Source organism: Arsenophonus endosymbiont of Aleurodicus dispersus (genome assembly GCF_900343015.1).
In the GTDB taxonomy this organism is placed as follows: domain Bacteria; phylum Pseudomonadota; class Gammaproteobacteria; order Enterobacterales; family Enterobacteriaceae; genus Arsenophonus.
Genome location: NZ_LR025108.1, coordinates 197,333 through 220,751 on the forward strand (window position 1 = coordinate 197,333; position 23,419 = coordinate 220,751).

The 23,419-nt window shown below is 32.4% G+C and carries 18 protein-coding genes and 1 tRNA gene; 13 read left to right on the plus strand and 6 right to left on the minus strand.

What is annotated here, in order from left to right; translation table 11 throughout:
• The first annotated feature begins 421 nt into the window (after positions 1-421).
• From glyQ to WBAF_RS00665, 3 genes are all read left to right on the plus strand, one after another.
• The gene (gene glyQ, locus WBAF_RS00655) at positions 422-1,333 is read left to right on the plus strand and encodes a glycine--tRNA ligase subunit alpha (RefSeq protein ID WP_121463173.1); all 912 of its coding nucleotides are present in this window, start codon (positions 422-424) and stop codon (positions 1,331-1,333) included.
• Positions 1,334-1,342: 9 nt separating this feature from the next.
• Entirely contained in the window at positions 1,343-3,412 is a 2,070-nt protein-coding gene (gene glyS, locus WBAF_RS00660) for a glycine--tRNA ligase subunit beta (RefSeq protein WP_121463174.1), read from the plus strand.
• 307 nt (positions 3,413-3,719) lie between these two features.
• A complete protein-coding gene (locus WBAF_RS00665; protein ID WP_121463175.1) occupies positions 3,720-3,926 on the plus strand; it encodes a YheU family protein in 207 nt (68 codons plus the stop codon).
• Positions 3,927-4,419: 493 nt separating this feature from the next.
• Here the strand turns inward: WBAF_RS00665 and WBAF_RS00670 are convergent, their stop codons facing one another.
• On the minus strand, positions 4,420-4,995 hold the full coding sequence (locus WBAF_RS00670) for an aminodeoxychorismate synthase component II (RefSeq protein ID WP_121463176.1): 576 nt from the start codon (positions 4,993-4,995) through the stop codon (positions 4,420-4,422).
• 677 nt (positions 4,996-5,672) lie between these two features.
• Between WBAF_RS00670 and yihA the strand changes: the two genes are divergently transcribed.
• Positions 5,673-6,281 (plus strand): ribosome biogenesis GTP-binding protein YihA/YsxC, encoded by a 609-nt coding sequence (gene yihA, locus WBAF_RS00675; RefSeq protein ID WP_121463460.1) that lies wholly within the window; start codon positions 5,673-5,675, stop codon positions 6,279-6,281.
• A 390-nt stretch (positions 6,282-6,671) separates the two neighbouring features.
• Here the strand turns inward: yihA and polA are convergent, their stop codons facing one another.
• A complete protein-coding gene (gene polA, locus WBAF_RS00680) occupies positions 6,672-9,464 on the minus strand; it encodes a DNA polymerase I (RefSeq protein ID WP_121463177.1) in 2,793 nt (930 codons plus the stop codon).
• 464 nt (positions 9,465-9,928) lie between these two features.
• Entirely contained in the window at positions 9,929-10,495 is a 567-nt protein-coding gene (gene efp, locus WBAF_RS00685) for an elongation factor P (protein ID WP_121463178.1), read from the minus strand.
• 43 nt (positions 10,496-10,538) lie between these two features.
• Here efp and epmB point away from each other — a divergent pair, with 43 nt between their 5' ends.
• Positions 10,539-11,561: an EF-P beta-lysylation protein EpmB gene (gene epmB, locus WBAF_RS00690; RefSeq protein WP_121463179.1), complete on the plus strand. Its 1,023-nt coding sequence runs from the start codon at positions 10,539-10,541 to the stop codon at positions 11,559-11,561.
• 351 nt (positions 11,562-11,912) lie between these two features.
• Here epmB and groL read toward each other — a convergent pair whose 3' ends face one another.
• From groL to WBAF_RS00705, 3 genes are all read right to left on the minus strand, one after another.
• Positions 11,913-13,559: a chaperonin GroEL gene (groL, locus tag WBAF_RS00695; RefSeq protein WP_121463180.1), complete on the minus strand. Its 1,647-nt coding sequence runs from the start codon at positions 13,557-13,559 to the stop codon at positions 11,913-11,915.
• Between the two features lie 67 nt (positions 13,560-13,626).
• Positions 13,627-13,920, minus strand: coding sequence for a co-chaperone GroES (locus WBAF_RS00700; RefSeq protein WP_121463181.1), 294 nt, complete (start codon positions 13,918-13,920; stop codon positions 13,627-13,629).
• A 173-nt stretch (positions 13,921-14,093) separates the two neighbouring features.
• On the minus strand, positions 14,094-14,597 hold the full coding sequence (locus WBAF_RS00705; protein ID WP_121463182.1) for an FxsA family protein: 504 nt from the start codon (positions 14,595-14,597) through the stop codon (positions 14,094-14,096).
• A gap of 556 nt (positions 14,598-15,153) precedes the next feature.
• On the opposite strand from WBAF_RS00705, the gene WBAF_RS00710 reads away from it, so the two are divergent.
• The 8 genes from WBAF_RS00710 to WBAF_RS00745 all read left to right on the plus strand — a co-directional run bounded on the left by WBAF_RS00710 (position 15,154) and on the right by WBAF_RS00745 (position 23,261).
• A tRNA-Phe gene (locus WBAF_RS00710) sits at positions 15,154-15,226 on the plus strand.
• Between the two features lie 935 nt (positions 15,227-16,161).
• Positions 16,162-18,084: a threonine--tRNA ligase gene (thrS, locus tag WBAF_RS00715; RefSeq protein WP_121463183.1), complete on the plus strand. Its 1,923-nt coding sequence runs from the start codon at positions 16,162-16,164 to the stop codon at positions 18,082-18,084.
• Positions 18,085-18,087: 3 nt separating this feature from the next.
• Positions 18,088-18,624, plus strand: coding sequence for a translation initiation factor IF-3 (infC, locus tag WBAF_RS00720; protein ID WP_121463184.1), 537 nt, complete (start codon positions 18,088-18,090; stop codon positions 18,622-18,624).
• A gap of 86 nt (positions 18,625-18,710) precedes the next feature.
• The gene (rpmI, locus tag WBAF_RS00725; RefSeq protein ID WP_121463185.1) at positions 18,711-18,908 is read left to right on the plus strand and encodes a 50S ribosomal protein L35; all 198 of its coding nucleotides are present in this window, start codon (positions 18,711-18,713) and stop codon (positions 18,906-18,908) included.
• A 59-nt stretch (positions 18,909-18,967) separates the two neighbouring features.
• Complete coding sequence (gene rplT / locus WBAF_RS00730) at positions 18,968-19,324, plus strand: 50S ribosomal protein L20 (RefSeq protein WP_121463186.1); 357 nt, start codon at positions 18,968-18,970, stop codon at positions 19,322-19,324.
• Between the two features lie 250 nt (positions 19,325-19,574).
• The gene (gene pheS / locus WBAF_RS00735; RefSeq protein ID WP_121463187.1) at positions 19,575-20,558 is read left to right on the plus strand and encodes a phenylalanine--tRNA ligase subunit alpha; all 984 of its coding nucleotides are present in this window, start codon (positions 19,575-19,577) and stop codon (positions 20,556-20,558) included.
• 14 nt (positions 20,559-20,572) lie between these two features.
• Positions 20,573-22,960 carry a phenylalanine--tRNA ligase subunit beta gene (gene pheT, locus WBAF_RS00740; RefSeq protein ID WP_121463188.1) on the plus strand — a complete coding sequence of 796 codons (2,388 nt, stop codon included), beginning with the start codon at positions 20,573-20,575 and terminating at the stop codon, positions 22,958-22,960.
• Positions 22,961-22,964: 4 nt separating this feature from the next.
• Positions 22,965-23,261, plus strand: coding sequence for an integration host factor subunit alpha (locus WBAF_RS00745; protein WP_121463189.1), 297 nt, complete (start codon positions 22,965-22,967; stop codon positions 23,259-23,261).
• The last annotated feature ends 158 nt before the right edge of the window (positions 23,262-23,419 follow it).

The window sequence follows — 23,419 nt, forward strand, 5'->3', positions numbered from 1 at the left end:
GGTTTAATTTTGCAGTTTTCCTAGTAACCCCATCATAAATAAAGATTATTTTTATTATATCATTACCAATGTTGATGAATATCTTGAACTAGATTTTGTTATTAAATTAGTAATTAAAATTATATATGATTATGATATATTTATAAAATAGTCTTGCTAGATCATAGCTAATATGGTAAAGTTAGTAAATAGTAATAAGCTATATTAAAAATATATTTTTTGCTTATAACGTTTTAATTAATGTTAATAATTAATTATTGATGGGATTAATCAATTAGCTAACCTAAAATTACTAAAGATTTATCAGGCTGTTTTTCGCGTCAGACAACATCAATGTATAATCACTGCTGGATATCTATTCGCCAAAGGTTATACTGAATTATTATTTAAAATAACAATCTATCTATCGCGCGAAGATAACATGCAAAAGTTTGATACCAAAACCTTTCAAGGAGTCATCCTAACATTACAAAATTACTGGGCGCTACAAGGATGTACAATTATTCAACCATTAGATATGGAAGTTGGTGCAGGAACTTCACATCCGATAACTTGCTTGCGGGCACTAGGCCCGGAGCCAATCGCGGCAGCTTATGTACAACCATCTAGGCGGCCAAATGATGGACGTTATGGTGAAAATCCTAATCGTCTTCAGCACTATTATCAATTTCAAGTAATTATTAAACCCTCACCTGATAACATTCAAGATTTATATCTTGGATCATTAAAATCATTGGGATTAGATACAACTATTCATGATATTCGTTTTGTTGAAGATAACTGGGAAAATCCAACTTTAGGAGCATGGGGACTTGGGTGGGAAATTTGGCTAAATGGTATGGAAATCACTCAGTTTACTTATTTTCAGCAAGTTGGAGGGTTAAAATGTAAACCGGTTACTGGTGAAATAACCTACGGGCTTGAGCGCTTGGCTATGTATATTCAAGATGTTGACAGTGTGTATGATCTAACCTGGTCTAATGGCCTATTAGGAAAAACAACCTATGGTGATATTTATCTTCAAAATGAAGTTGAGCAGTCGGCTTATAATTTTGAATATGCCAATGTTGATTTTCTATTCAAATGTTTTAAAGAATATGAAAAAGAAGCAAAATATTTATTGTCACTAGATACACCACTTCCTTTACCTGCTTATGAGCGTATTTTAAAAGCTGCTCATACGTTTAATTTATTAGATGCACGTAAAGTTATTTCAGTCACTGAGCGACAACGTTATATTTTACGTATTCGTACTTTAATCAAAGTTGTTGCCGCCGCTTATTATGCTTCTCGTGAAGTATTAGGTTTTCCAATTTGTAAAAATAAGAACTAAAAGGCTGTCATTATGCAACAGACTTTCCTGGTCGAAATCGGCACAGACGAGTTACCACCTAACGATCTTCGTTTATTAGCTAGATCATTTGCAGAAAATTTTAAGCATCAATTAGAACAGGCAGATCTGCAGTATGGTGAAGTACTTTGGTATGGATCTCCACGTCGTTTAGCATTAAAAGTAACAGATTTAGCCACATATCAAGCTGATCATGAAGTGAAAAAACGTGGCCCAGCAATTAGTCAGGCTTTTGATGCTAGAGGTAACCCTACTAAGGCAGCTAAAAGTTGGGCTAGTAGCTGTGGCATAACAGTGGAGCAGGCAGAGCGTTTAGTCACTGATAAGGGAGTATGGTTATTTTATCGAGCAACTAGTAAAGGCCGTGCAGTAAAATATTTGCTTGTTGATATGGTATCTAGTGCATTGAATCAGTTACCGATCCAAAAACTGATGCGCTGGGGAGACAAGCAAACGCAATTTGTACGACCTGTTCATACCTTAATTATGTTATTGGGTGATCAACTACTAGAAGGTGAAGTATTGGGTGTTCAGAGTAGCCGCATGATCCGTGGTCATCAATTTATGGGAGAGGCTAAACTAACTATTGATTCAGCTGAACAATACCCTGCAAGATTACGTGAACGTGGTAAAGTTATTGCTGATTATGAAGAACGTAAAGCCTTAATCAAGCATGAAGCAAATAAGATAGCACGGCAATTAGGCGGTATTGTTGAATTATCCGATAATTTACTAGAAGAAGTAAACTCATTAGTTGAATGGCCGGTAGTATTAACTGCAAAATTCGAACAAAAATTTTTATCAGTCCCAGTTGAAGCTTTAGTTCACACCATGAAAGATGATCAAAAATACTTTCCAATTTATGATCAGGTTGGTAATTTGATGACTAATTTTATTTTTGTCGCCAATATTGAATCTTTTGAACCACAGCAAATCATTGCTGGTAATGAAAAGGTGATCCGTTCACGTCTAGCAGACGCTAAATTTTTCTTTAAAACCGATTGTAAAAAGAGTTTAGAAGAATATTTACCACGACTAGAAACAGTTTTGTTCCAAAAACAGCTTGGTACATTGCGGGATAAAACAGATCGTTTAGAAGTATTAGTCGGATGGATCGCAGCTAAAATTGGTGCCGATGTTAATCATGCTACCCGTGCTGGTCTGTTGTCTAAATGTGATTTAATGACCAATATGGTGTTCGAATTTACCGACACACGAGGTATTATGGGAATGTATTATGCCCGTCGAGATGGGGAAGCTGAAGATGTAGCAGTCGCAATTAAAGAACAGTATAACCCGCGGTTTTCTGGGGATAAATTACCTTCTAATAATGTCGCGATTGCGTTAGCACTAGCAGATAAAATCGATACTCTGGTAGGTATTTGGGGTATTGGCCAACCACCTAAAGGTGATAAAGATCCCTTTGCATTACGTCGCGCGGCACTTGGGGTGTTACGTATTATTGTTGAAAAAAGTTACAAACTAGATTTATTGACATTAACGCAGCAAACGGCTAAATTATATGGTAATAAGCTAACTAATAAAAATGTTATCAATGATGTTGTTAAATTTATGCTTGGACGTTTTCGTGCCTGGTATCAAGAGCAAGGGTACTGCATTGATACTATTCAATCTGTTTTAGCTCGACGGCCAACTAAACCTGCAGACTTTGATGCTCGTGTAAAAGCAGTTGAATATTTTCGTACTTTATCCGAGGCAAAAGCGCTGGTGGTGGCTAATAAACGGGTTACAAATATTTTGAATAAGTCAGATGAGAAACTCAATGATAATGTTACTACAACAATATTAAAATCACCAGAAGAGGTAACATTAGCTACTCATATGGTTATTTTGCAAAATAAACTGGCACCATTATTTGCTGACTGGCAATATCAGAGATCATTAATAGAATTGGCATCACTAAGTGATATTATAGATGCTTTTTTTAAAAATGTAATGGTAATGGATGTTGATCCAGCAGTTAGAATTAATCGTTTGACCTTACTAAAGAAGGTACGTGATTTATTTTTACAAGTAGCAGATATCTCTTTATTACAATAATTTATTAATAGATAAAATTTTGTTGAATTAATATTCAACAAAATTTAATTTTTTATTAATCTTAGTCTATACTAAAGAATAAAATAGTAATCTTATTAATGTTATGAATGAAAAAATTATAAAATAAATATCTATCAATAAATTGATCTCGTTGCTTAGATCCGTTTCTAATAGTTAGTAAAATTTATAAAATAATTTTTTTAGATAAAAATTGTTTAACATCATTATTAGTGTTTCGATCGTGAGATAATACAAAGCTAAAATCAACAAATCTATTAGATTTTAACTTTATCTGGAGCAGTAATTTATGATTATTCCATGGCAACAGCTAGCTGCTGATACTTTAAATAATTTGATTGAAAGCTTTGTATTACGAGAAGGAACTGATTATGGTAAAGATGAGAAAACACTGGAAGAAAAAGTTAATGATATTAAGCAGCAATTACAATTAGGAAGTATTGTGCTTGTCTGGTCTGAATTAGATGAAACTATAAATATTTTGCTGAAAATATAATTATTTTATTATTAAATTTAGCAAAACAAACTGAAGCAATGACGCATCCAGATGGATGGAATTAACATTAAAATTTATAGTTAAGAAATAGGTAAAATAGTAGGATGCTCCCGAAAAACAGTAGGAAAAATGCTAGAATAGCAAAATATAATTAACGCTCACAGTAAAACTATTCTGTTTTAAGAAACACGTTAACCAACTACCTAATTTTAGGGAGTATAAACCTTTATTTATACCTCAATTATGAATATTTAATTAATATCAGTAATAAAAAATCAAATAAATTTAGGCAATATACTATCAAACAATATCCTGATACCAGCAGTTTTTGCCTATATAAATACTTTTGCAACCGATTATATTGTACTATTTATCATTTTTTATCAATGATATATACACTCTCCTATTAAAATTTATATTTTTAAAATATTGTTTTAACGTTAATAATTCTACTTTTCATTGAAATGCCAAAAGTAATTTAATTTATATTAAATTAATACTTTAGAAAATTATTTAATAATTGATGGCCTTGATCACTCAAGATACTCTCTGGATGAAATTGAACACCTTCAATAGGTAGTTTTTTATGCCGAATACCCATGATTTCATCAATCTCTCCATCATGTAGCGTCCAGGCAGTAACTTCAAACGTAGCTGGCAAAGTTACGGCATCGATTACCAATGAATGGTAACGAGTAACCTGTAATGGACAATTTAATCCTTTTAAAATACCTTTTTGGTTATGATAAATGGCTGATGCCTTGCCATGCATTACTTCTCTTGCTTTAACAATAGAAGCACCAAAAACCTGAGCAATAGCCTGATGACCAAGGCAAACACCCAAAATTGGAATTTTACCAGAAAAATATGAAATTATATTTAATGAAATACCAGCCTCATTAGGGCTGCATGGACCTGGTGAAATAACCAAATATATCGGCGCTAATGTTTCTATCTCCGAGATAGTTATTGCATCATTACGCTTAACTAAAACATCGACCCCTAATTCACACAGATATTGATAAAGGTTATAGGTAAAAGAATCATAATTATCAATTATCAAAAGCATAACTAGCTATCCAAATTATTTTTACTATAAAAATAACCTAATTGTAAGCCTTGTTATTAAGGAACAATTGCACAGATTATTATACAATAACAATAACGTTAGTTATCATATTATAACTGTAAAAATATATACTACGACAATTAATCAAAAGGGTTTAGATTATTTAATGTTATTTATCTATATCGATAAATTTCACAAATATATTTAGTTACTTCATTAAATTTATTATCAATATGATAATTATCAAATTTTATAATTTTTTTATTTGCTATAATTACAGACTACCCTTAATAATTTATCGAAAGAATAAGGAGTTACTTTTTAGTAAGGTTTTAAATGAATTTTTTTATTTAAAAGTTAATAACATTTTAAATAAGTTTATGACAATTAGGTAATAGTTTGATTAGTCAATCATTCATCATTAGCAACGAAATAATAACCTCAATTAATAAAAAGATAGATTAATTATATATTAATAAAAAATACATAACAGACCTAAATGAACTTAATAAAATAACAATATTTTTTAGATCCAGTTTATATTTATTATATAATAATAAATATTTTAAAATAAAAATTTAAACAAAAAATCAGATAGCTTTGATGTACACTATATTAGTTTATCCACTTACAGGAATAATTTCTATTCTTTAAGCAGAAATCAACAATAAAAAATGATGACAAACAAAAATTACAACTATCACCAGACAAAATTTATCATAAGCGCGCCAGATATTAGCCAGTTACCAAAAGATCATGGTATAGAAATTGCTTTAGCTGGACATTCTAACGCTGGTAAATCAAGCACATTAAATGCCCTTACCCAACAAAAAAATCTAGCCCGTACTAGTAAAACACCTGGCAGAACACAGTTAATCAATTTATTCGAAGTTGCAGAAGGTATTAGACTAGTTGATTTACCTGGTTACGGTTATGCAGAAGTTACTAAATCTATTAAATACCAATGGCAACAAGCATTAGTTAAATATTTACAAAAAAGAAAATGTTTAAAAGGGTTAATAATATTAATGGACATTCGTCATCCATTAAAAAATATGGATATTCAAATAATTGAATGGTCTATAGCAAAGAATAGACAGATACTGATCTTGCTAAATAAAGCAGATAAACTAGTATCTAATCAACAAAAATATCAAGTTATAGCAGTACGTAATAGATTAAAAAAAGTAGCTTATAATATACAAGTTGAACCATTTTCTTCATTGAAGAAAATAGGTGTTGATAAATTACAACTAACATTAGATGAATGGTTTGTGGATAATTAATTATAATAATTTATTTATCATGACCATTATATATTTTTATATACAAATAAAATAATGCTTTAGTTAATTATCTAACTATAGCAGATTAAAGTAATAGATTTTATTAAAAAAGTTTCTTGTTCATTTAATTTAGGCGATAAAATAATTAGATATAATTAATGCTAAATTTAGCTAAAATTTTAGGAGATAACTAATTAATAATAAACATTATTAGGTATAATAAATATATAATCTAACTAAAATTAGTTTAATAGATCATGCTAAAAAAGCAATTTATTACCGACTAATGTTATATTATAACTAATATAACATGTTAAATAGCTTGAACTTTTTATCAGCAAATAGCAAAAATTGCGATTTTTATTTCAATATATTTTAATATTTTATTATTTAATGAGCTTCATACCAATTATTACCAATACCAACATCCACTGTTAATGGAACAGCTAGTTGCATATTTTGTTCCATTAACTGACGTATTTTTTTTTGTGACTCCTCAACTGCAGACTCTTTTACTTCAAAGACTAATTCATCATGTACTTGCATTAACATATAAAGATCAGGTTTTACAGTTTCAATCCATTTATCTAATGCGATCATAGCTTTTTTTATTAGATCTGCAGCGGTTCCTTGCATTGGTGCGTTAATTGCCTCACGTTCAGATGCTTTACGTCGTATTGCATTACGAGAATTAATATCAGGTAAATAAAGTCTACGTCCTGCTATCGTTTCCACATATCCTTTTTCTGCAGCTTCCTTACGGGCACGCTCTATATAACTTAAAACACCAGGATAGTGCTCAAAATAACGATCAATATAATACTGTGCCTGGCTACGAGTAATTCCTAACTGGCGTGACAATCCAAAAGCTCTCATACCATAAATTAAACCAAAATTAATTGCTTTTGCGCTACGTCGTTGCTGATTAGTTACATCAGTCAAAAATACACCAAAAATCTCTGCCGCTGTTGCTCTATGAATATCTTTTCCTTCAGCAAAAGCATCAAGCAATCCTTTATCTTGAGAAAGGTGGGCCATAATACGTAGTTCAATTTGCGAATAATCTGCCGCCATAATTTTATAACCTTCACGAGCAATAAACGCTTGACGAATACTTCGACCTTCCTCAGTACTAACCGGAATATTTTGTAAATTTGGATAACGGGAAGAAAGTCTACCAGTTGACGTTATTACCTGGTGATAAGAAGTATGTAACCTTTTTGTTTTTGGATGGATCATCATAGATAATTTATCAGTATAAGTAGATTTTAATTTTGACAAGCGACGGTGTTGCAAAATAATTTTTGGAAGCTCATGCCTAAAGGCTAGCTCTTCTAAAACTTCTGCATTAGTGGAAGGTGCTCCACTAGGCGTTTTCTTTAATACTGGTAGCTGAAGTTTTTCAAACAAAATAGCTTGTAACTGTTTAGGCGATGCATAATTAAATTCTTGCTCAGCGATATCATAAGCTTTTTTTTCAATCTTAATTAATCGGTTTGCAATATCTTGAGATTGCTTAGCTAGCTTATTTTCATCGATAAGCACACCAACCCGCTCCATACGGGCTAATACCGGAACGAGAGGCATTTCTATCTGTTGATAAATTTCTTTTAATTTAGGTTCTGCTTCAAGTTGAGGCCAAAGCGTTTGGTTTAATAATAATATGACTGCTGCATCTTCAGTTGCATAAGCTGACGCTTGTTCAAGTGGGATTTGATTGAACATTAACTTTTTTTTTCCTTTGCAAGCTATATCTTTTAAAGATATAGTTTTATGATTGAGATACCGCTGTGCCAAACTATCTATATCTTGATGACTAAGTCCAGCGACACTATTTAATATATAAGATTCCAGCATTATATCAAAAACCATATTTTTTAATTCAATATCATAATTTGCCATCACGGAGTACCCAAATTTTAAATTTTGACCAATTTTTTGAATATTTTCATCAATTAAAACAGGTTTTATCACCTCTAATACCTCATCTAAGGGTAACTGTTGTGGCGCATCAAGATAATTATGCCCTAGCGGAAGGTATGCTGCTTTACCATTTTCCATGGCAAAAGATAGTCCAACCAGATGTACTGATAGCGTATCAAGGCTGTCAGTTTTAGTATCAAAGACAAAACTCTTTGCCGATTGTAATTTCTCAACCCATTGCACCAAATCAACTTTGGTCAATATAGTTTGATAACTTTTTGTTAATAGAACAGATGCAGGCGATTCAGCCAAAGAAATATCGATATTGTTAATATAAATAGTAGTTGGAAATTTATTAAGTTTTTTTGTTAGCCAACCACAATTTGGTAAATCAGCTAACCAAAACTTAAATTCGTAACGACTAAAAAGCGCATGTAACTTTTCAATATCAGGCGCCTGCATAACCAATCCATCATAATCTGTAGTTAAATTAACATTAGTTTTAATTGTGGCTAATTTATAAGATAAAAAAACAATATCTTTATTTAGTGCCATTTTTGCTGCTAATGTTTTCGACCCACGAAAACCTAATATAGAAATTGCAGATAAATTGTTATAAATAGTTGCTAAATCGCCAATTCCCTGCAACAAAGATAATGCTGTTTTTTCTCCTATACCAGGGACACCTGGTATATTATCGGAATAATCGCCCATTAAAGCAATAAAATCAATCATCAACTCAGGTGGCACGCCATATTTATCAATAACTTCTATTGGCCCTAAGATAGTATTTGTCATATTATTAATGAGTTTTATATCCGCGGTTACTAATTGAGCCATATCTTTATCTCCTGTACTTATCAGTATAGGCAACCCTTTCTTACTGGCCTGTAAAGCTAATGTCCCTATTACATCATCAGCTTCTACACCAGCAACAACTAATAGGGGAATACCCATGCCAGTAAGAATTTCATGTAGAGGAGCTATTTGTTCACGTAAATCATCCGGCATTGGGGTCCTTTGAGATTTATACTGATCAAATAATTCATGTCGAAAAGTTTTTCCTTTGGCATCAAATACTACGGCAATATGACTAGGTTGATATTGCGTAATTAAACTACGCAGCATCGTAAGAAAACCATACATAGCACCGGTTGGCTCCCCTGCCATATTAGTTAATAGAGGAAAAGCATAATATGCACGATAAAAATAAAAGTAGCCATCAATCAAGATAAATGGGTTTTCTGCAATTTGCACCATAATTTTTAATAATTAATAGTGAGAGAATGCTTCTATCATGCAATAGAAGAGACTAATTTTGCTTAAATTTATTTTAAATTTATAATTTTTACATCTATTATAGCACCTAAACCTAAACATATTGTGGATAACCTTTTTATTAGTTAATATTTTTGTACAGTATAATATAATAAAAATATGTTGTTGTACCAATATATTAAACCGTTAGTACAACATGGACCTATTAAAAATAATTATGAGAAAATTATCGTCAATTCACAGTAAATAATTTATACCTCAATCTAGGATTAAGCGATGGATAATAGCAAATTGTCAAACAAGAACTAAGAAAATAAAAAATATCACTAAAACAATAATAGCCTAAAATTTTTAGACTATTATTAGAAATAAAAAATAACTGCTTATATCACTCCATTCATGGTGAATAAACCACTTTCAAGTAAAAATGCTAAATTAGCTAACTATTATCTCGCCCTAGAAACATATTCCCCTGAGCGAGTATCAACTTTTATTACCTCACCAATTTTAATAAATAGCGGAACTTTTACCACTGCTCCTGTACTTAATATTGCAGCTTTTCCGCCCATACCTGCAGTGTCTCCCTTTAACCCTGGGTCCGTCTCAACCACTGCTAGTTCAACAAAATTAGGGGGTATTATAGCAATAGGTTGTCCATTCCATAATGTAACAACGCAATCAGCTTGATCAATTAACCATTTGGTATTATCACCTATCACTTTTTTATCAGCAGCTAGTTGATCAAAAGTTTTATTATTCATAAAATACCCAAAATATCCATCACTGTATAGATAAATAAAGTGCAGATCTATAACATCAGCGCTTTCGACAGAATCAGTTGACTTAAATGTTTTTTCTAATAGTTTATTAGAAATTAATTTACGAATTTTTACGCGAGCAAACGCTTGACCTTTGCCTGGTTTGATAAATTCGCTTTCCACAATTGCACAAGGCTCGCTATCTAACATGATTTTAAGACCTGAGTGAAATTCATTGGTACTATAGATAATCATATAAATCCTTTAAATTTTAAAAGTAAAAATTGCATATTCAAAAATGTTCAATATTGTAACTAAAAAAAAATTTACCAGAGAAGTCTGGCTACAACAACTTACCAAAATTATAACTGATCCTGACGCATTGCTAAGATTACTGTCACTACAAAATAATCCTGAATTGCGTGCTGGAAGTGCCGCTAGGGCTTTATTTCCGCTGCGCGTACCCCACAAATTTATTGCTAAAATGCGTATCGGTGATGCACATGATCCACTTTTAAGGCAAGTAATACCCGTAAAAACTGAATTTAATATTACACCAACATTTTCTACTGACCCACTAAATGAGAAAAATATTCCAATTCCTGGCCTATTACATAAATATCCGGATCGCGTCCTACTATTAGTGAAAGGAAGTTGTGCTGTTAATTGCCGCTACTGCTTCCGCAGGCACTTTCCCTACGAAAAAAACAAAGGAAACAAAAAAAACTGGCAGAATGCCTTAAATTATATTCAACGGCATACTGAGCTTAATGAAGTTATCTTTTCAGGTGGGGATCCTTTAATGGCAAAAGATCATGAGTTAGATTGGCTGATGTTAAAATTAGAAGCTATACCTCATATAAAACGACTTAGGATACATAGCAGATTACCAGTAGTTATTCCTGCTCGTATTACCACAACACTTTGCCAACGCTTAAATGTTTCTCGACTACAGGTTATTATGGTGACTCATATTAACCATGCCAATGAAATTGACAGCGAGTTTAGTAGCGCAATGAAACAATTAAAACAGGTAAATGTTACCTTATTAAACCAAAGTGTGCTTTTGCGTGGTGTTAATAATAATGCTGACTGTCTAGCTCAATTAAGTAATAAACTGTTTGAAAATGGAATACTACCTTATTATTTACATTTATTAGATAAAGTTCAAGGAGCGGCCCATTTTATAGTAACGGATGAAGAGGCTAGGATTATAATGAAAGAACTACTTACTCGTATCTCAGGATATCTGGTACCGAGATTAACTAGAGAAATAGGTGGAAAACTAAGTAAAATACAAATTGATTTAAAATTACAATAACTATTTAACCAAATAGTAAGCTGAACTACACAATCAACTATATTCATTAATTACGCCACTTAGATAATTACTTTTGGTTAGTAATTTATTAGTTGTTAAACAGGTTATGAATAAGTTTTGATTTTTATCAAAAATAAATAAAATAATATTTAGTAAAATAATTTTACCATTAATATCCTATAACTAGCACATTAAAAATATTTAACCTTATTTAAGTAAAAATAATCGGTTAAATCATATTTAAAATAGCAAACAGATAAAATATAACAATAAAAAACCCCGAGTTTAAAATTAAACTCAGGGTCCTTCTTATGATTATGATAAAGATAATAATATTAAGATTATAATATCTTACATCATACCACCCATACCACCCATGCCACCCATACCAGCATTAGCACCTATATCAGGTTTATCTTCTTTTGGTAAATCAGTAACCATCGCTTCAGTGGTAATCATAAGACCGGCGATTGATGCAGCAAATTGTAAAGCGGAACGAGTAACCTTAGTTGGATCTAGAATCCCCATTTCAAGCATGTCTCCATACGCTTCAGTTAAAGCGTTATAACCATAGTTGCCCTTACCTTGCTTAACATTGTTAACAACTACAGCAGATTCTTCACCAGCATTCTCAACAATCTGGCGCATTGGTGATTCCATCGCACGTAAGGCTATACGAATACCAACAGTTTGATCTTCATTTTCCCCTTTCAACTTATCTAATTCAGTTGCAACACGAACTAGAGCAATACCACCACCAGCCACAATGCCTTCCTCTACTGCGGCACGAGTTGCATGCAATGCATCATCGACACGAGCACGTTTCTCTTTCATTTCAACTTCAGTAGCAGCACCAACTTTAATCACGGCAACACCGCCTGATAACTTAGCAATACGCTCCTGTAATTTTTCACGATCATAATCAGAGGATGCTTCATCACGTTGTTGTTTAATCTGTTCAATCCGGCCTTTAATCGTCTCTTTTGTACCGAGACCATCAATAATAGTTGTGATATCTTTGTTGATGACGATGCGCTTCGCTTGACCTAAATTTTCAAGAGTAGTTTTCTCCAAATCCATCCCTATTTCTTCAGAAATAACAGTTCCATGAGTTAGGATAGCAATATCCTGTAGCATCGCTTTACGACGGTCACCAAAGCCTGGAGCTTTTACAGCAGCAACTTTTACAATACCACGTAGATTGTTGACTACTAATGTAGCTAATGCTTCACCTTCAACATCTTCAGCAATAATCAATAGCGGTTTACCTGCTTTAGCTACACCTTCTAATACAGGTAATAATTCACGAACGTTAGAAATCTTCTTATCTACTAACAGGATATAGGGATTTTCCAATTCAGCAGAACCGGTATCAGGTTTATTGATAAAGTAAGGAGATAAATAACCGCGATCAAACTGCATACCTTCGACAACGTCTAGGTCATCTTCTAAACCAGATCCTTCTTCAACGGTAATAACACCTTCTTTACCAACTTTTTTCATTGCCTTAGCAATTAAATCCCCAACTGTTTTATCAGAGTTAGCAGAAATAGTACCAACTTGTTTAATTTTTTCATTATCAGTACAAGTCTCAGATAATTTTCCAAGTTCCTTAACTGCCACAGAAACTGCTCTATCAATACCGCGTTTCAAATCCATCGGGTTCATGCCGGCTGCAACTGCTTTTAAACCTTCACTAACAATCGATTGAGCTAGTACTGTTGCTGTCGTTGTGCCATCACCTGCTGCATCATTAGCCTTAGATGCAACTTCTTTTACCATTTGAGCACCCATATTTTCGAATTTATCTTCTAATTCAATTTCACGGGCAACAGAAACACCATCTTTTGTAATTGATGGTGAACCGAAAGATTTATCCAGAACTACATTACGCCCTTTCGGACCTAAAGTAACTTTAACTGCATCAGCAAGAATATTAACTCCACGAAGCATTTTAGCTCGTGCATCACTACCAAATTTTACGTCTTTAGCTGCCATTGTTTCTTTCCTTTAAATTCTTTCATTCAGAAGATCTAAGTGAGAAATTATTTTTCAACATGAGAAATTATTTTTCAACAATTGCCAGAATATCGCTTTCTGACATAATTAAGACCTCTTCGTTATCAATCTTTTCTGTCTTCACGCTATAGCCATCGTTAAAAATTACAGTATCGCCAACTTTAACATCTAATGGTTTATTTTCACCATTTTCTAACATGCGGCCGTTACCAACAGCTAGCACTTTTCCTCGAGTTGATTTACCAGCTGCAGTTCCCGTAAGAACAATACCACCGGCTGATTTAGCATCAACTTCATCGCGCTTGATAATAACCCGATCATGTAATGGACGAATTTTCATTAATAGATCTCCTATAAATAAAATCTATATAAGGTAAATAAGGATGATACTAGTACGTACTCATTAAACTAGTATCTTATGTAAGTACATGGGGCCAATTAAAATTAGTTCAAGGGGTGAGTATAAAAATTTTTTATTTTTTCTTTATAAGTTAAAAAACAGAATAATCAAGATTATTTATCTTTATGATCATCTTTTTTAAAAATTTTATCTCCATATTTCATACCGTTTGATAGATAATCATATTTTTTATCAAATTCGCCTTCATAGGTATGCCCTTTTGAAAAGCTATTAAAATTATCGTTAGCTGCCCAGGTAGAATAAAAATAAATATGCGGCATAAGCTTCATGAATATCAATTTTTGGATAGAAGAAAATAGTAGTAACGAACCTAAAAAATCAGTAAAAAATCCAGGTAATATTAATAGAATACTAGCAATCACTAAGGCCATATTTTTAATTATTTCTTCTGCTGGATTTACCCCATCAGCTAATTTTTTACGTATTAAAAATAAGTTCTTAACCCCTTGACTTTTTACTAACGAAATTCCCAAAAATGAAGTTAAAACAACTAATATTAAAGTGGTTAATACACCTATGCTCTCAGCAACTCTAACAAAAATAACAGTTTCCAGATAAATTAACAGGCATAAAAGTATGAATGGGAACCAACGCATACAATTCTCCTAATATTAATCTTAATTAAGATCTAGTATATATTTTCATGATAAAAAATATTTTTTATGAATTATCATCAATATGATTACATACATAATATGTAATTAGTTCAAGTGTATAGCATGCCATACTTATTATAAGTACTACTACTTAAGAAAAAATATCATAGTTATGAAAAAAATCTTAGTTATTAATTTTAAATATAATGAATATATATGGTGAAACCTAATTATAGATAGAAGTATTCATCATGTACCTAAATTTATTTATAGAATTGTCATGCTTAAGAATAAGCAGTAATGGTAAATAAAGAATTAAAAACCATTCTATGCTAATAAATAGATCTGATTATTAATGCCTTTGACTAAATTTTAAATAAATGTAAGGACATGGATAAATTTACAGTATATATTATTTCAAATAGGAGCTAATTCATATTTAAACATTAATATCAACATTTTGTAGTTCAAAATAACAGCAAATAAGTATGATTCCGTATTTTTTATAGAAAATATATTGACTAGTTATGTAAAATAAGGTCTAATTTACCTTGTTGCCCGGATAGCTCAGTTGGTAGAGCAGAGGACTGAAAATCCTTGTGTCGGTGGTTCAATTCCGCCTCTGGGCACCTTTGATACCTTCAAAAATAGTAACAAGCTTTATCGTAGGTTGAAGTTATCTTGTCAACATAAAAAGAATTTTTAATTATACGGCATAATACGATACTATTAATGAAACCTTAATTATAGCAATTATAAAAATTAAATTTAATTTTTAGGTTAATGTAGTAAGTCAGTCCTACACTATAGGACTGACTGCTGATCATGATAGTTATTTATTGGTTACAAGCTAAAAAATAGCTACCTACCAACCACTAACTTAAAGATCCTGTAAATAATATTTATTTGGTTTTATATTCATAATATAAAAATACTAGATTATATATCTATAGTTGCTTATATTAATGATGTTGGAGTATTACGACTAATTTTAAATAAAAATTATCATATTGTAATCAATAAAATTAATAGCAAAATAAAATAGTTTAATCAACATATTCAAACAAAATATCTTAATACTAATAACCAACGCTATCTATAGAAAATAAAAAATACTTATCATTCATTCAATTGATTAATTATTGATTTATAATCAGAAAATTGATTGCCATTATTATCATAATACATTTTTTACTAAAAATCACATTGCTTCAACTTGAATAAAAGTTTAGTGACAAACTAATCTGGCATTTTATTACTATTTTACTGTATCTTTAAAAATAAATTTAAACTAAATTAATTAAAATTAAACTAGCTAATAATTATTTTGTCACTGGGTGTTTAGTTTTTTATTTTTATTATCCAATAAAAATCTATTAATTAGATCTACATGATGGTAATATCATCTGCTAAGTTAATGCAAGTACTTGTTCCTTTCGTGCTAATTTAGCACGTAAATTACTTACCAGATTAAGTAAAAATAGCTTTAACTAACTTTTAATAAAAATATATTTATATATATGTGATCTGCATATTGATAACCACTTTAAATCAAGGATATTAAATGCCAGTTATTACTTTTCCTAATGGCAGTAAATGTGAATATGAGCATGCTGTTTCAGTAATGGATATTGCGAATGATATTGGCTCAGACCTTGCTAAAGGCTGTATAGCCGGTCGTGTTAATGGTAAGCTTATTGATGCGAATGATGTAATCAAGAATGATGCTCAATTATATATTATTACTAGTAAAGACTTCGAGGGTTTAGGGATTATTCGTAACTCATGCGCATATTTACTGGGCCATGCTATTAAACAATTATGGCCAAAGACTAAAATGGCAATTTGCCCGATCATTGAAAATGGTTTTTATTGTGACGTTGATTTAGATCCTGCTATAAACCAGGAAGATCTAGAAAAAATTGAGCAACGCATGCACGAACTTGCTGAAAAAAACTATGATGTTATCAAAAAGCGAGTTAGTTGGGAGGAAGCAAGGAATACGTTTGTTGCTAGAGGTGATGATTATAAAGTTAAATTTTTGGATGAAAATATTAATAAAAATGATCATCCTACACTTTATTCTCATAAAGAATATATTGACATCTGTAGTGGTCCGCATGTACCTAATATGCGCTTTTGTCATTACTTCAAATTACAAAAAGTGGCTGGCGCATATTGGCGTGATAATAGTAAAAATAAGATGATACAAAGGATATATGGAACAGCTTGGACTAATAAAAAACAATTAGCTACTTATTTGTTAAGTTTAGAAGAAGTAGCTAAGCGAGATCATCGCAAGATAGGTAAAGAACTTGATCTTTATCATATGCAGGAAGAAGCACCCGGGATGACCTTTTGGCATAATGATGGTTGGGTAATATTTCGTGAATTAGAAACCTTTATCCGTACTAAATTTAATGAATATCAATACCAAGAAGTAAAAAGTCCATTAATGATGGACCTTATTCTTTGGGAAAAAACAGGGCACTTGGAAAACTATAAAGAAAATATGTTTACCACATCATCGGAAAACAGAGAATATTGTATAAAACCGATGAATTGCCCGGGGCATGTACAAATATTTAATCAAGGCTTAAAATCTTATCGTGATTTACCCTTACGTATGGCAGAGTTTGGCAGTTGTCACCGTAATGAACCATCTGGTGCTTTACATGGTTTGATGCGCGTGCGTTGTTTTACCCAAGATGATGGGCATATTTTTTGTACTGAAGATCAAATTCTAACTGAAGTAAGAAGTTGCATTAAAATGATTTATGATGTGTATGCAACCTTTGGCTTTAAAAAAATTGTAGTTAAATTGTCAACCAGACCAGAAAAAAGAATAGGCACTGATGCTCAATGGGATCGCGCAGAAGCAGATCTTGCTAAGGCACTAAAGGATATTGTATTTGATTATCAATCCGGGGAAGGTGCATTTTATGGGCCTAAAATTGAATTTACCCTGTATGATTGTTTGGATCGAGCTTGGCAATGTGGTACTGTACAGCTAGATTTCGCATTACCTGGTCGTTTAGGTGCTCACTATATAGATCAAAATAATAAACGTCAAGTACCAGTAATGATCCACCGTGCTGTTTTAGGTTCACTTGAACGTTTTATTGGTATTTTAACAGAACAGTATGCTGGATTCTTCCCAACCTGGTTAGCACCATTACAAATGGTAATAATAAATATTACGAATGCACAAGTTGATTTTGTACAAAAAGTAGTAGAAAAATTGAGTAATTTGGGTATTAGGGCAAAAGCCGACGTTAGAAACGAAAAAATAGGCTTTAAAATTCGTGAGCATATTTTGCGTTGTGTTCCTTATATGTTAATTTGTGGTGATAAAGAAGTTGCATCGAATAAGTTATCTGTTAGAACTCGTAATGGTAAAGATTTAGGAAAATTTGACGTCACAGAATTTGCAGAAAGAGTGCTTTATGAAATTCGCACTCGTCGTATTTATCAACTGGAGGAATAAAGTATTAAAGGCTGGAAAAGACAAACAGCACGACCGAATCGTATTAATACGGATATTCGTGCTTCCAAAGTTCGTTTAACTGGTTTAAATGGCGAGCTGATTGGTATCATAAGTCTAAAAGAAGCTCTTGAAAAAGCAGAGGAAGCTGGTGTTGATTTAGTCCAAATTAGTCCAAATGCCGAGCCACCAGTTTGCCGTATAATGGATTACGGCAAGTTCCTCTATGAGAAAAGTAAATCACTAAAAGAGCAAAAAAAGAAACAAAAAGTTATTCAGGTAAAGGAAATTAAATTCCGACCTGGTACAGATGAAGGTGATTATCAGGTCAAACTACGAAACTTAATTCGCTTTCTAGATGATGGGGATAAAGCAAAAATCACGTTACGGTTTAGAGGTCGTGAAATAGCGCACCAAAAAATAGGTGTTGATATGCTTAATCGTATCAAAAACGATTTGGATGAGATGTCAGTAGTAGAATCTTTTCCAAGCAAGATCGAAGGCCGTCAGATGACCATGATGCTTGTACCGAAAAAGAAATAGTTAGGCAATCAAGTAATAGGATTTTATTTATATCTAAAACTATCACCTAGCTAGTTATAATTAAGAATGCGAAATGGATATTTAAAATGCCAAAAATTAAAACAATACGTGGTGCAGCAAAGCGTTTTAAAAAAACTGCCAGTGGTGGTATTAAGCATAAGCATGCTAACCTTCGTCATATTATGACTAAAAAGTCAACTAAACGTAAACGTCATTTACGACCAAAAGCTATGGTTTATAAAGGTGATATAGGTATGGTAGTAGCTTGTTTGCCATACGCATAAATTTTATTTTTTAGTTGGTTAAAATTATCAAATCTAATTAGAAGTGATAGGAGGTATATATGACACGCGTAAAGCGTGGTGTAATAGCCCGCGCAAGTCACAACAAAATATTAAAGCAAGCAAAAGGTTACTATGGTGCTCGTTCGCGTGTTTATCGTGTTGCTTTACAAGCAGTAATTAAAGCTAGTCAATATGCTTATCGTGACCGGCGTCAGCGTAAGCGTAAGTTCCGTCAATTGTGGATAGCACGTATTAATGCCGCTGCTCGTCAGCATGGTTTATCTTATAGTTATTTCATTAATGGTCTGAAGAAAGCCTCAATTAAAATTAACCGTAAAATCTTATCTGATATTGCTTTTTTTGATAAAATTGCATTTGCAGCATTAGTCGATAAAGCAAAGAGCGCGTTATCTTGAGTGAAAGCTAAGTGGGCATAGCCGCCATCATTTTTATTGATGATGACCAGTTATATTATTTTATGAATCACCGCTTAAAGATGAAAATTGCTTTTTTAGTTTCTTTTTTTATTTAGCACCAAAATTATTGTTGATTTAAGAAAAGAAACGTAAAATCGAGAAAAGCCTCCATTTGGAGGCTTTTTTGTTAGTAATTAATAAAAATTATTATTTTCAATAATGATTTGGCCAACTGGTAGAAGAGGAAAAGATGCCACAACTAGTTGAATTGGTTGCGCAAATAAAAGCAGCCATAGAAAAAGCTCAGGATGTTGCTGCGTTGGATTCAGTTCGTGTTGAGTTTTTAGGTAAAAAAAGCTATTTAACACTACAGATGTCAACATTGCGTAATCTACGTGCCGAAGATCGCCATGCCGCAGGAGCAGTGATTAATCAGGTGAAACAAGAAGTTCTGCATTCATTGAATATACGTAAAAAACAGTTAAAAAATAAGATATTAAATACTAAATTAGCAGCAGCAAAAATAGATATTTCATTACCAGGTCGTCAAATAGAACATGGTAGTCTTCATCCAGTAACTCGCACCATTGATCATATTGAAGAATACTTTGGTAAACTTGGTTTTTCTATTGTTTATGGACCTGAAATAGAGGATGATTATCACAATTTTGATGCTTTAAATATCCCTGCTAACCATCCAGCTCGTGCTTCACATGATACTTTTTGGTTTGATACTACGCGTCTATTACGCACACAAACTTCTGGTGTGCAAATTCGTACCATGAAAGGTAAACAACCGCCGATTCGCATTATTGCACCTGGTCGTGTGTACCGAAATGATTATGATAAAACCCATACGCCAATGTTTCATCAGACAGAAGGCTTAATTGTTGGTAACAACATTAGTTTTACTAATTTAAAAGGTACACTACATGATTTTTTAAATCATTTTTTGGGAGAAAAAACCTACATTCGTTTTCGGCCATCATATTTTCCATTCACTGAACCTTCAGCTGAAGTTGATGTCATGGGGGAAAATGGTAAATGGTTAGAAGTATTAGGTTGTGGCATGGTACATCCAAATGTATTACAAAATGTTGGCATTAATCCTGATTTATATTCTGGTTTTGCCTTTGGAATGGGAATGGAGCGTTTAACGATGTTACGCTATGACGTGACTGATTTACGTGCTTTTTTTGAAAATGATCTTCGTTTTCTTAAACAATTTAGATAAGGCATAATTATAAAATGAAATTAAGTGAATTTTGGTTACGTGAATGGGTAAATCCCGCTATAAGCAGTGAAGCCTTATCAGAGCAGATGACAATAGCTGGTTTGGAGATTGATGATGTTAAACCTGTAGCCGGTCAATTTCAAGGTGTGGTAGTCGGTGAGATCGTTGAATGTATTCAACATCCTAATGCAGATAAATTACGGTTAACAAAAGTCAATGTTGGTACTGAACATTTACTCAATATTATCTGTGGAGCACCAAATTGTCGTCAAGGATTAAAAGTCGCTGTGGCAATAATTGGCGCGGTTTTACCTGAAAATTTTAAAATAAAAGCAACAAAAATCCATGGTAAACTTTCTGAAGGTATGTTTTGTTCTTATTATGAACTTGATATTTCAGATGACCATAATAGCATTATTGAGCTACCACATGACGCGCCTATTGGTATCGATATTCGTAACTATTTGCAACTGGATGACAATATTTTAGAAATAAATTCGCCACCGAATCGTGCTGATTGCTTAAGCATATTAGGTATCGCTCGCGATATTGCAGCTATCAATAACTTGGAGTTAAATACGGTAAAGATTAAACCAATTAAAAGCACTGATGCTACTATTTTTCCTATTATAGTGGAAGCACCTATGGCATGTCCACGCTTTTTAGGACGGGTAATAAAAAACATTAATATTACCGCACAAACACCCTACTGGATGAGAGAAAAATTACGGAGAGGAGGGATCTGTGCTATTAATTCTATAGTTGATATTACTAATTTTGTATTAGTAGAGTTAGGTCAGCCATTAAATACTTATGATCTGGATCAATTAAATGGTGCTATAATTATTCGAATGGCTAAACATAATGAAACATTAGTTTTACCTGATGACAGCAAGGTAACTTTGAAACAAGATACTTTAGTCATAGCAGATCAAAAAAATATCTTAGGAATTGCTGGAATTTTGAGCGGTAAGCACTCCAGTATCAATGAAAATACCTCTAATATACTGTTAGATAGTGCTTTTTTCAATCCATTAGCGATTGCTAACCGGGTACGTCATTATGGTATACATACTGAGGCTTCACACCGTTTTATTAGAGGTGTCGATCCACAGTTACAATATCAAGCTATAGAACGGGCTACCAAATTAATAGTTGAAATTTGTGGTGGCGAAGTGGGAAATATTATTGATGTTAGCAATAAACCAAACTTACCAATAGTAGCAAAAATAACCCTAACTAGGAAAAAACTAGATCGTTTGATTGGTCATAGTATTTCAGATATTAAAGTTACTCAAATCCTTCAGCGCTTAGGTTGCCAAGTGATTGGTGAACAAGATAATTGGAAGATAATTGCGCCATCTTGGCGTTTTGATATGCAAATTGAAGAAGATTTGATTGAAGAAGTAGCCAGGATTTATGGGTATAATAATATACCCGGTGTATCTTTACATGCTGATTTAATCATGAACACCTGTTGTGAGTCGGTTCTACCATTAAAACGAGTTAAAACTTTATTAATTGATCGTGATTACAATGAAGCTATTACCTACAGTTTTGTTAATCCTAAAATTCAGCTCCTGATCCATCCAGATTCAGATGCAATAATTTTACCTGATCCTATTTCAACTGATATGTCAGCAATGCGGCTTTCTTTATTGCCAGGCTTATTAACGACCGTAATTTATAATCAAAATCGTCAACAAAATAGAATTAGATTATTTGAAATAGGATTCAGATTTATACCTGATTTAACAGCAGAACATGGTATTAGGCAAGAATTGATGTTAGCCGGTGTTATTACGGGAAATCGCTATGAAGAGCACTGGTCACAAGAAAAACGCGAGGTGGATTTTTTTGATATTAAAGGTGACGTTGAAACAATCCTGTCATTAACAGGAAAATTAAACAATATTATTTATAAGGATCACTATAATCCTACACTTCATCCTGGACAAAGCGCTGGTATTTATCTAAATAATGATTATATTGGATATGTAGGCGTTATTCATCCTGAACTAGAAAATAAGCTAGATTTGAATGGTCGAACACTTGTTTTTGAATTGCTATGGGATGCCGTTGCGGAACGCGTTATTCCTAAAGCAAATATTATTTCACGTTTCCCCTCTAACCGACGAGATATTGCAGTTTTAGTACCAGAAGAGGTAGCAACAGCGGACGTCTTAGCTGAATGCAAGAAAGTTATTATAAATAATATAGTTAGCATAAACTTGTTTGATGTTTACTGTGGTAAAGGTATAGCGGAAGGTTATAAGAGCCTTGCTATTAGCTTAATCTTACAGGATACAAATCGTACTCTAGAAGAAAAAGAGATTACAGCAACTGTTGATAAATGTGTTGCTGCGTTAAAACTGCGATTCCAAGCCTCCTTGAGGAACTAAAACTATGGCGCTTACAAAAAATAAAATATCAGAAAGTATGTTCGAAACACTAGGTATAAGTAAACGTGATGCTAAAGACTTAGTTAAATTTTTATTTGAAGAAATTATTCGTTCATTAGAAAATGGGAAGCAGGTAAAACTTTCAGGTTTTGGTAATTTTGATCTGCGTAATAAAAGTGAACGCCCGGGTAGAAATCCAAAGACTGGAGAATATATTCCTATTACTGCTCGTCGAGTAGTTACTTTTCGACCAGGGCAAAAGTTAAAAGTCCTAGTTAAAAAGATAAAGACTCATAAATAATGAATTATTTTTCTAAAATAGCTGTTTTATCTACATCTACTTTAATATCAATATAAATATAAAAAATTATTGCTATTTTTATCAAAAAATAAGCAATAATTATGTTATCAATTTAGTTGTCAGTATACAATACCTTTTTTAGTTAAAAGAGGGTATGC